General features: G+C 51.0%; 11 protein-coding genes. All 11 read left to right on the top strand.

What is annotated here, in order from left to right; genetic code table 11:
* The first annotated feature begins 160 nt into the window (after positions 1–160).
* The 11 genes from NOV65_RS15220 (at position 161) to NOV65_RS15170 (ending at position 10,595) form a co-directional block, all read left to right on the top strand.
* Complete coding sequence (locus NOV65_RS15220) at positions 161–880, top strand: hypothetical protein (RefSeq protein ID WP_257307563.1); 720 nt, start codon at positions 161–163, stop codon at positions 878–880.
* A gap of 570 nt (positions 881–1,450) precedes the next feature.
* The gene (locus NOV65_RS15215; protein ID WP_257307562.1) at positions 1,451–1,927 is read left to right on the top strand and encodes a hypothetical protein; all 477 of its coding nucleotides are present in this window, start codon (positions 1,451–1,453) and stop codon (positions 1,925–1,927) included.
* Positions 1,928–2,071: 144 nt separating this feature from the next.
* Positions 2,072–2,635, top strand: coding sequence for a hypothetical protein (locus NOV65_RS15210; protein ID WP_257307560.1), 564 nt, complete (start codon positions 2,072–2,074; stop codon positions 2,633–2,635).
* 235 nt (positions 2,636–2,870) lie between these two features.
* Positions 2,871–3,314: a hypothetical protein gene (locus NOV65_RS15205; RefSeq protein ID WP_257307557.1), complete on the top strand. Its 444-nt coding sequence runs from the start codon at positions 2,871–2,873 to the stop codon at positions 3,312–3,314.
* A gap of 640 nt (positions 3,315–3,954) precedes the next feature.
* The gene (locus NOV65_RS15200; RefSeq protein WP_257307555.1) at positions 3,955–4,494 is read left to right on the top strand and encodes a hypothetical protein; all 540 of its coding nucleotides are present in this window, start codon (positions 3,955–3,957) and stop codon (positions 4,492–4,494) included.
* Between the two features lie 655 nt (positions 4,495–5,149).
* Positions 5,150–5,623 carry a hypothetical protein gene (locus tag NOV65_RS15195; protein WP_257307554.1) on the top strand — a complete coding sequence of 158 codons (474 nt, stop codon included), beginning with the start codon at positions 5,150–5,152 and terminating at the stop codon, positions 5,621–5,623.
* A 175-nt stretch (positions 5,624–5,798) separates the two neighbouring features.
* Complete coding sequence (locus NOV65_RS15190; protein WP_257307553.1) at positions 5,799–6,254, top strand: energy transducer TonB; 456 nt, start codon at positions 5,799–5,801, stop codon at positions 6,252–6,254.
* 177 nt (positions 6,255–6,431) lie between these two features.
* On the top strand, positions 6,432–7,007 hold the full coding sequence (locus tag NOV65_RS15185; RefSeq protein WP_257307552.1) for a hypothetical protein: 576 nt from the start codon (positions 6,432–6,434) through the stop codon (positions 7,005–7,007).
* Positions 7,008–7,211: 204 nt separating this feature from the next.
* Positions 7,212–7,826 carry a hypothetical protein gene (locus tag NOV65_RS15180; RefSeq protein WP_257307550.1) on the top strand — a complete coding sequence of 205 codons (615 nt, stop codon included), beginning with the start codon at positions 7,212–7,214 and terminating at the stop codon, positions 7,824–7,826.
* Between the two features lie 310 nt (positions 7,827–8,136).
* Positions 8,137–8,646 carry a hypothetical protein gene (locus tag NOV65_RS15175; protein WP_257307548.1) on the top strand — a complete coding sequence of 170 codons (510 nt, stop codon included), beginning with the start codon at positions 8,137–8,139 and terminating at the stop codon, positions 8,644–8,646.
* Between the two features lie 1,148 nt (positions 8,647–9,794).
* The gene (locus NOV65_RS15170) at positions 9,795–10,595 is read left to right on the top strand and encodes a hypothetical protein (RefSeq protein ID WP_257307546.1); all 801 of its coding nucleotides are present in this window, start codon (positions 9,795–9,797) and stop codon (positions 10,593–10,595) included.
* The last annotated feature ends 266 nt before the right edge of the window (positions 10,596–10,861 follow it).

Genomic DNA, 10,861 nt, shown 5'->3' with positions numbered 1-10,861 from the left:
TTAGGTATCCAAGACTGAGTTCACGAAGCGCCTAACCTCCCGCTCAACTCTGACCCCGCCTGCATTGCCTTCCGTTCTCTCTCAGCATCTCGCTATCTCGGCTCCGCTCGTCGCCTCGGTGCAGGCGTGGCCCGGTTAGCTTCATTCGTTAGGGCTTCCCATGAGCGAGTTGCAAACCATCCTCTCCTCTATGGCTCTTTCCGGGGCTCTGGTTTGGATTTTGAGAAACATGATCTCAACTCGCCTCAAGTATGCGATCAAGGCTGAATACGACAGAGATCTAGAAATTCATAAAGCACAACTTAAAGCCTCATCTGATCTCGAAATCGAAAAGCTCAGGCTTGACCTAGCTGAAAAGCTTGAATCGCACAAAGCTCAACTTAAATTTGATTCCGATATTTTGGTAGAGCAATTGAAGGCCAAACTGCAAATCACAGCTCACGAAAGAAATACCCAATACTCCAAAGTCTTCGACAAAACTCTTGATGTGATTGCAGAGGTGAGCGCGTTACTTCATACATATCTTGAGGCTGTTGCGTACTACACGTCTGTATGGGACAACATGCCAGGGCCTGATATGGATGCTCGTCGTGCAAAGGCTGGTGAGGCTTATGCAGCATTCTTAAAATTTTACCGGCCTCGCCGCCTGTTCATCCCAAAGGGGACTGCAGCACAAATTGACGCATTTCATGGGAAACTCCATTCAATCTCAGTCGACTTTATGGTCGGGGTTGATCAAGGTCCTCGAAATGCTGCCCACCTCGATACATGGGGCAAGGCGTACGATTTTGTATCGAAAGAAATTCCTATTTTGATTGAACTACTTGAAGATGATTTCAGAATTCAACTCGGTATGTTGCATGCTGAACAGAAGCCCTAACCCTTCGCTCAACTCGGACCCCGCCTGCATTGGCTGGTTTCATCTCTCGTGTTCCGTCAACATTAGCTTCGTTCGGCCACCATTTGCAGGCGGGGCCGGTTAGCTTCTTTCGTTAGGCGGCAGTTCGGCCGCCAAATTTCTAGTCCTACTTCGTCATCTCAGATTTTCCAGGTGTCATTGGTTCGGTTCCTTCTCAGCGCATCCCCAACCAGCAGTACGTGGGTTTCTTCTCAGGCTTCGTTCGGCGGTTCCTTTTCAGCTATCGAGAGTGGCCAACATCGTCGGTCGCCTCGCTGTCGGCCTGGTTGGTTTCGCTCGCTTGGTTCGGTCACGCTGTTCGGTCGGCTTACCGCCATGTCAGGCGCTTTCTCCGTTCCATCTCAAATCCTTGGCTGGCCTTCCAGTATTCGCTCCGCACATACTTATTTGCAGCGCCTAACCCTTCGCTCAAGTCGGACCCAACCTGCACGGCCTGCTTTCATCTCTCGTGTTCCGTCTTTCTCGTCTCTGTTTAGCTGTCGGTCGCAGGTTGGGCCGCTTAGCTGCTTTCGTTAGGCGCCACCGAATCCCATGCTGAAACTCCTGATCATTTTTCCACTCCTCGTTCTACTGTCGCTTACAGCGAATGCTCAGGTCTGCCCTGATGCCATCTTTGGAGTCGCCCCTGGTGGGTTTAAAAAAGTTGGTGGGGCGACTATTGGTGAAGTAGATGGAAAGTCATATGGGATTGAGCACCTCTGTAACGGAAAGTTTCATAAATTGCTTCTCCAAGTTGATATTTCGCCGTCGGGGGGCACACCCCAATGGCAGACTCTGGATGTTCTTTTGATTCCGGTTGGCTCCGATAAATTTGAACTCGTCTTTGGGGAATCCTTTTATCCCAAGTTGAATGGGAAACTCGACCTGGAATTGGTTAGCCTAGCGAAAGTCACTGAGGATGAATTCTGGATTTCAACCAAAGCTTGGCGTGCACATCGGCGCAAAGGCAAGTTCCTACGGTTAGTGAAAGTCCAAATCAAATGCGACAACCCTGGCTACGGCGTCTAACCCTTCGCTCAACTCGGACCCCGCCTGCATTGGCGGGTTGGACCTCTCGTGTTCCGTCAACATTAGCTTCGATTGGCACCCATCCGCAGGCGGGGCCGGTTAGCTTCTTTCGTTAGGCGGCTCTCATATTGGAGGCTTTGATACATGAAGACCTTTTGCTATTGGTCTATTCCTTTGCTACTTGCCACCAGTTCGAGCAAGGCGCAGGGATTTGATATCGGCCTAACCTATGCGCAAACACAAGTCATCATCCAAGGTCATGAATCCAATGGGCCAGGCATTCAAGCAGCTCTTGATTTTGGAGAAATTGGTCGTACTCAATTTCAGGTCTGTGGCGGTTTTGAGCAAATAGCTGTGGAATCCACAAAGACTGTCATGGGCAATCTCGGATTCCAGTGCACCGTTTGGAGCCAAGGTCACGAAGGCCATGCTCTTCTTGCACTAGAGGCTCGCAGTGAACACTTCTCAGATCCCAACGAAACTTCCACATTTGGCCGCCTTTGGCTTCGTGGGGGTATTGGGTTTCGAGGGGTCATTATTCCCCTTCTTCCATTCAACACGGCCTTCCTGGCAAGAGGTACCGAACGGGTGGTTCCCTTTACCAGAATTGAATACGCCGTCCCCCTCTGGAAACGAGAACTAGTGGGTCTTACTCCCCCAACCTGGGAGGTAAGATTACAAGTAGGCCTCCGTCTAAATCTGGATTGAAAGCACCTAGTGGCACCTGCCGCCTAACCCTTCGCTCAAGTCGGACCCAACCTGCACGGCCTACTTTCATCTCTCGTGTTCCGTCTTTCTCGTCTCTGTTTAGCTGTCGGCCGCAGGTTGGGCCGCTTAGCTGCTTTCGTTAGGGCGCTCCATCAGCATGTTTCAGACTCTGCTCCTCCCAGCTCTGTTATCCATCGCGACAGCTCCGCCGCCTGTGATTCTTCAACCGGAGCATATGAAGGTTCTTGGTGAGTGGTTGCAGAGCCATCCTGGTTTCCGGATCGCTTCGGAAGCTGACTGTGGTGATTGCAAAGCACAAATCCAATCCATCCGTCGGGGGATGGGTGGTGCTTGGAAACCGGTTCCTCAATACGAGCCTTACTATGTTGTGGGCGACCTAAATCGTGATGGGCATAAGGACTTTGCAGTTGCTGTGATTGGCCCTGGCCAACCCACCAAACGATTTCGGATTCTTGTTTATAACGGTCCGTTTTTAGGCTCTTCTTCCCACAATCCCGCCTTCGTCTCTGAACCGCTTGACCTCAATGGGCAAGGGCTTTTCTTCGGCCCGCCGCGCCCAAAGCCATACAGGTTGTTGGTTGGTGGCTTTGAATCAGAAGGTATTCTTCTCATCCCAAAAGGGAAAGGTTACGTCTGGGACCAGTCTTCAAATGATTAGGCACTTCAGCATGATCGCCCTAACCCTTCGCTCAACGCGGACCCCGCCTGCACTGGTAGATTTCATGTCTCGTGTCCCGTCAACAATAGCTTCGTTCGGCACCCATCTGCAGGCGGGGCCGGTTAGCTTCTTTCGTTAGGCCTCTCACAATGATCATTCGACTGGCTCTTATTTGCAGCGGAATCGCACTCCTTGCGATTGGCTGTAAGCCTGCCGATGTCAACGCGAAAAGAGCAACCCAGACCCTTCCTGAAACCGACAATGCCCCAATTCTTGGAGCAAAGCTGCGTAGGTCTCAGGCGGATATGCTGGCATGCGCTCGCGCAACCTTGGATGGCTATGATGTTAAACATCTATGGCGTGGCCCAGCGTTCTATTCGGAGTTTGCCAAACAGTGGACCGTCCTCTTCTCTAACAATCCAAACGGAATGGGCAGTCTCAGTTTCGTCATTGCAGTAAACGATTCTGATAGTTCTACCGAGTACATAAAATCCAAATGACAATCATCGGCCTAACCCTTCGCTCAACTCGGACCCCGCCTGCATTGGTAGATTTCATGTCTCGTGTTCCGTCAACAATAGCTTCGATTGGCACCCATCTGCAGGCGGGGCCGGTTAGCTTCTTTCGTTAGGAGTCCCCGATGTATTCAGGCAAATTCCTTGGAGCTCTGAGCTTTTCTATTGTTATGTTTCATTGTAGTGAGCCTACTACAAGCCTGTCACGAACCCAGCCCACTCCTTCACCAAATGCATCGTCGGTAATAATTAAGCCACAGTCTCTTCTCCTTTTCTTTAGGGAAACCTACAGACACCCAAACGATGAATTCACATCTAACCCATTGAGTCGGCTAAACGCATCGGCAATCGGAACTGCACATGTAAAGCTATTGATCACCGATGATGGTCGAATCAAACAACGAGATGTGGTTGAATCTAATGGCCACATGTGGAATTTAATCAAATCTTCTATTTATAAAATTGAATTCGATTGGAAAGATATAAACCCATCTGGTTCATGGGTTGTGGAATTGTATTTTTCCTCAAAATCGCTCGACCTCAATACAGATCCACAACAGGCGCATGCAAAGCGTACAGGTAAGACCGACGGTGAAATCACGGTGACTATCTTGAGCGCAACCCCTGCCACCACCACGGCAAATAGTTTCTCGTCACACTCCTAACCCTCAGCTCAACTCGGACCCCGCCTGCATTGCCTTTCGTTCTCTCTCAGCATCCCGCTTCCTCGGCTCCGCTCAGCGCCTCGGTGCAGGCGGGGCTGGTTAGCTTCATTCGTTAGGCCTCTCATGCAACCCGATTCCTGTTCCCAATACCTCGGGGCCATCATTGGTGGGCCGATTAGTTTGGGTTGGATGATTTACACTATTTTTGCAATTTTCTATTTTATATACTTCATCAACACCAATGGTAGGCATCTTAAATTACTCTCGAATCCCGAGTTTTATAAAGGGCTCGCCTTGGGGGTGATTTGGCTTGCCTTGGTTATGGTCTTCTCAAGGCTGCTTCCATTTTGGGGATTTAACCTGCTGTTTCTTTCCCAAATGATATGGGTATCACGCAAGTCGAGTATTCAGGAACACCAGAAAGTTGAGCTTCGCCTTCTGTTCTCCATTCCCTTGTTCGCCCTCCCTTGTTGGCGGGCGCTTACTTCAAGCAACCTTACCCGGGGCCAGCTACCCTCATCTTCGGCCTAACCCTCCGCTCAAGTCGGACCCCGCCTGCATTGCCTTCCGCTCTCTCTCAACATTTCGCTATCTCGGCTCCGCTCATTTTCTCGGTGCAGGCGTGGCCGCTTAGCTTCATTCGTTAGGCTTCCTCGTGAACAGCCTGAGTGCATTGTTGGCAATCCTACTCATGGCCCCTGCCATGGCCCAACAAACCGAGCCCGTGCGCTTGGCGGACGGTCAAATCCGTCTGGCCTCAGTTCAAATTGGTTCATCCCAGAAAGAGGTAACTCATCGGTTTGGTCGACCAATTCAAAAAAATCCAATCGCAGATCCAATGTTCTGCAACTCCGAAATCGAATTGAAATACAAAGGAATCAGAACTTACTTTTGCGATAAAAGTTTGGTAAATCTAGTTTGTACCGTTCGAAAATACGCAACTCCAGCCGGGGCCCGGGTAGGTATGGAATCCAGCCAGGTGATCGCACTCTACGGCCATCCCGAAATTCTCAGCAAAGACAACCAGACCGAATTGATCTACCGCAGCCTCACTTCTGAAACCGCTCTTGTCTTTCATGTCGAGAACGGCAAGGTCAATTCAATAGAGTTGTGGTGTGATTTCACATAGGGGTATTAACTTAAGGCACTCTTCATTCAAGAATCAGCCCCGTCAGCCTAACCCTTAGCTCAACTCGGACCCCGCCTGCATTGCCTCCCGCTCTCTCTCAGCTTCTCGCTTCCTCGGCTCCGCTAAGCGCCTCGGTGCAGGCGGGGCCGGTTAGCTTCATTCGTTAGGTGTTCAAATGTTCAACTCACCAGTTCAAACCCCACCCGCCTTAAGCACTCGGATCGGTGCAAAAGCGCTCATCTTGGTTACTATCATTTCTTCCGTGAATTGTGCTCCTCAAGCAAACAAGCCGTTAATCGAAGAGCCGTCCAAAATGACTGCAACTATCAATCGGCCCTCTATTTTGTCCTTTACCCCAATACCCGATATTCACCGAAAGGAAGGAGCACCAAAAATTACAGGTTATGCAGTAATCAAACTAATCGTCGATTCCGATGGGAACCCCACTGAACTGAAACCAATTTCCGGTAATCCCGAACTACAACCATACGCAATGGAATGGATTAAGAAGGTCAAATTTCACCCCGCCAAAATAATTACATCAACTCATCCAGAAGGGATAATGCTGGGTGCTTACGTTCACATGAAAATAACGTGGGGAAAAGAATCAAACAACTTCGATATATTGTAATCACTTTATATAGTGCCACCCAGAACACCTAACCCTTAGCTCAACTCGGACCCCGCCTGCATTGCCTTTCGCTCTCTCTCACCTTCCCGCTTCCTCGGCTTCGTTCATCGCCTCGGTGGTGCAGGCGAGGCCGGTTAGCTTCATCCGTTAGGCGCTGCACAAATTTTGGAGCCATCCATGAATTTTCTCCATTGCCTTTCGATCGTCATGCTCATCTTGACCTCGCAGGTTGTGTCGGCCTCTGATTGGAAATATGGTGGTATGACTAAATCTGGAAACGATACCGATATAGTCTTCTACGACAATTCCAGCATTATAAGAACGAGCACTGTTACGAGATTCTGGATTAAGTCAATCTCATTGAAAAAGCTGAATGCTTATTCCGCGCAAAAGTCACGAAGGTCTCAATTGATTGATGCCTCGGCCACGAAAATTGCCCAAGGGTACATTCCAGCTTTCTTAGGATTGAAATCCGTGAGAGCTGCCAGCAAGAGCGACATCGAGTTTAAAGACAGAGTGGCGACTGTAATTCTGTGGGAGGTAATTGCGAACAACCACGACATCAAAATGTCATCTAGATTTTGCTTCGAGATCAACTGTGATCAAAAAATGATTCGTGCCGTTGAGGGTGATTTATTCGACAACCAAGGGAATGTAAAACCTAAACAGGGTCCAATGAATCAGGAATGGGGTTTCATCGCTCCAGATACAACCTCGGCGTGGTGGTCTGAACTCGTCTGCTTGCCGAAGTGATCGTAATAAGTCTAACGTCTTACACTTTTGTTCCCCAGCGCCTAACCCTCAGCTCAACTCGGACCCCGCCTGCATTGCCTTCCGCTCTCTTTCATCTTCCTGCTTCCTCGGCTTCGCTCAGCGCCTCGGTGCAGGCGTGGCCGGTTAGCTCCATTCGTTAGGGCTCCCCCGATGCGAATACTCCTACTTCTGTTGTTCTCATGGATGTCGCTCATTGCCGATGGTCTTACCTTCAACGAAGGCCGAACCCACTTAGCTAAAGATTTTTCGACGATTCAGTTGTCTGGCACTCAACGGCGCCAGGTTGAACGAACCCGCACTCTGACACTAACCAATACGCAGTTGGATGAATTGCGCCACATTGGTGCTGCTTGCCCAAAGATCCTACAAATATTGACTAGCCGATATGACAGCTGCACTTGCGGAATGGCCGCGATTGCCGTTTGGTTCAAACCGGGAGAGCTAGAGGTACCGCATTCATACATCCCAACATCAGTGTTCAGTGATGGTGCGGATCCTTGGAACCCGTTTGAAGGGCTAGTTATTGATCCGGATGGGATGCTATGGCTATTTGGAAGATCGTTGCCACGAAACAAGGAATCGGAGGCCATGCTCTCTATGGCGGAGAGATATCGCAAGCAGTGGGAAATGCCGGCAGGGGAACCGGGTCTGTGCCATATCGATACCCCACCAGCTGCTGCCATTCGCAACAAAGTCGCGATCGAACAGACAATTCGGCGTTTACAAGCGAAGGCCAAGTCACTCCCAATTGTGCTTTCGGCCCCTGGGTTCATCGAACTCCCCAAGGAATCCGAATGAGGACCGTCTCGGTCGCCCTAACCCCTAGCTCAACTCGGACCCCGCCTGCATTGCTTTCCGTTCTCTCTCAACCTCTCGCTTCCTCGGCTCCGCTCAGCGCCTCGGTGTAGGCGGTGTCCGGTTAGCTTCATTCGTTAGGCCGCCTCACATGCGAACCGCAATTCGATCAGCTATATTTTCGTTCCTGGCCTCGAATTGCTTTGGCCAAGAACCCCCGAATCACCTCGAACCCATCAAACCAGCAACTTGGGGTGCAGGGCTTGGCCAAGCCGTCGAAGGTCTCGTCCCGGCTGGAGATCAGGCAGTTTGGATGATCGTTTCACCTTCCCTTCGAAAGGGTTGGGCGGTATCAATCATCAGAAACGAAGTCGTCGGCCAAAAACCAACCTACTGCGCCTGGCTCGTCGAATCCCGTGATTCAGTATTAGTGCCACCGCCGCCGCCTCCTCCCGGAAGCAGGAAGCCAAAGGGCAAATCCATCATTCCCACTCCAAGGCCACTCCACAGGTTTTCAGCTCAGCTAGCCCCCGAAATGGCAGAACGGATTATTTCGGCCTGGCGTGAATGCGTCAAAGGCACAAGGTATTCAGGCGATTTGGCGAGCCACGGTGGCTTCGATGGTATTTCTTACTTTTTCTATGCCGAGCGCAATTTCTTCGGAAAAACCTGGGGCCCCCAATCAGAAACCCCAACAGCCCTGGTGAACGTCGCTCAATCCCTCGCAGAATATGCTCAATCCAATATCACAGATCGATCTGTTGCTCTCGATAAAGTCAGTAGTAGTCTCAATGAACTTGAAACATCCCTACATCGAAACTAGTCGGCCTAACCCTCCGCTCAACTCGGACCCCGCCCGCATTGCCTTCCGCTCTCTCTCAGCTTCCCACTTCCTCGGCTCCGTTCAGCGCCTCGGTGCAGGCAGGGCCGGTTAGCTTCATTCGTTAGGAGGCAGTCCAATATGATCGCAACTCGAGCATGCATACTCCTCGTTCCGGCAATTATTGCGGCGAATGCGCAGAGCCTATCCAGTGAACTTGAGGGCAAGCGTCTCGTGGGTAAGAACTCCAGATTTGGCGGATTCGAATTCAAAAGCAAAAACACGATCGTGTTCTATGAAGAAGAGACTGGGAATTCCCCGGTAGCAGAGGCACGAGTTCGCTGGATAACTGAGGACATATTTTTTGCAGTAGAGAAAGGACCAGAATCTTCAGGATGTTCACCGAGGACATGGATTTATAGAGTTGTGCGGCGGAATAAGGAAATAATCACCCTGCATCGATTCTGGACTGGATGGGCACCATCGGAAGATCCAATCCCAACCTATCGTGTACTGGACCATGTTGGCCCCGATGGCGCTGCGGCTGCCCCCTAACCCTCCGCTCAACTCGGACCCCGCCTGCATTGCCTCCCGCTCTCTCTCAGCATTTTGCTATCCCGGCTCCGTTCATCGTCTCGGTGCAGGCGCGGCCGCTTAGCTTCATTCGTTAGGCCGCACCCATGAATCACCCACTTCGAGATGTCCAATTTGAATGGCACGATCTCCCAATCTCACGGATTTCGATTGTCGAGAAAGGCCTGATCCTCAATCTAATGCCGTTCAATGAATCGACTCAACATTACGACCTGGTTTCCCTTTCTCTACTTGAACCGGAATCCATGACCTTTGACATTCAAGGGCAACTCAACCTCAAAGACCTCGACGGGCTTGAGGTATACGATTTCTCGTTCACAGAATCCGCCCCTGGCCGCATCAGCGGAGAATTGGGTATCCTCCCAAATTCAGGCACAATAGGTTACTGGAAAATCCAATTCACAAACTCAATCTGGCAGCTCGTGTCCGCCTAACCCTCCGCTCAACCCGGACCCCGCCTGCATTGCCTCCCGCTCTCTCTCAGCTTCTCGCTACCTCGGCTTCGCTCAGCCCCTCGGTGCAGGCGTGGCCGGTTAGCTTCATTCGTTAGGCAGCCCATGAAGAGTTTTCTAACAACATTATTGGCCATTCTCATCATGCCCCTCACCGTTCTAGCCGGAGAGTTCAAGCCGTTTGATGGGCCCAAGCCAATAGCAGTCATCCTCGTTTCCGATCCCTGGCGAATGGTTATCGGTTCTGATACTCCCAATCTTGTTCTCTACGAGGACGGTCAACTGATTCGCCTGAAGGTGTTGCCTGGGGATCGACCGACATATTTCTGGAAGCAGCTTTCAGATAAAGAATTCAACGAAATCAAAGCCCAGATCCATGCCTGCGGTCCATTCCCTTCAAAACCAAGCCGTATATCTTTGACAGAAGCCACTGATCAGCCAGAAACAAGCGTCATGATTGACCTTGGTGCAGAGCGATTCCTCAGCTCGATCTATGGGTTCGCATGGCCAGAAGAGCGATCTGTACCTGGCGTAAAGGGAAGGCCGAAGTTGTCGAAGGAAACCCGGTCCCTTCTCACCACTCTGGCTAGATTCACTCCTCCCGAGATGCAGGAGTGGAAACCTCGGTATATCGAAGCCATGATTTGGCCGTATGAATACGCACCTGATGAATCCATCCACTGGCCCAAGGACTGGCCAGGGCTGTCATCCGAATCAACGATTAAACGCAGAGACGCGTATTCAATATTCCTCCCAGGGTCACAGTTACAACGGATCACAGCATTCCTTGCTACCAGAAAAGAAAAGGGCGCAGTGGAGATCGATGGCAAGAAATGGGCAGTTTCCGTGCGTTCCACTTTTCCAAGTGAACCGATTTGGCGAAAAGCATTCCGAGCAATCGAATAGAATCATCGACACAAACCCATTCCCCCGCGCTCGTCTGCCTAACCCTCCGCTCAACTCGGACCCCGCCTGCATTGCCTTTCGTTCTCTCTCAACATCCCGCTTCCTCGGCTTCGTTCTTCGCCTCGGTGCAGGCGGGGCCGGTTAGCTTCATTCGTTAGACGCTCACCCGCGGCCCCAGGTAGAAGGAGTCGATTTGAGATCAATCCTGGTTTGGTTCCTTCTTACAGGTCTCGCGGCCCCAGCCCTATTTTCTCAAACGCCGAGAA

Source organism: Geothrix campi, from assembly GCF_024609265.1.
GTDB classification, from domain to species: domain Bacteria; phylum Acidobacteriota; class Holophagae; order Holophagales; family Holophagaceae; genus Geothrix; species Geothrix campi.
The sequence above is the reverse complement of the archived record's forward strand: the minus strand, read 5'-3'. Positions and strand labels throughout refer to the sequence as shown.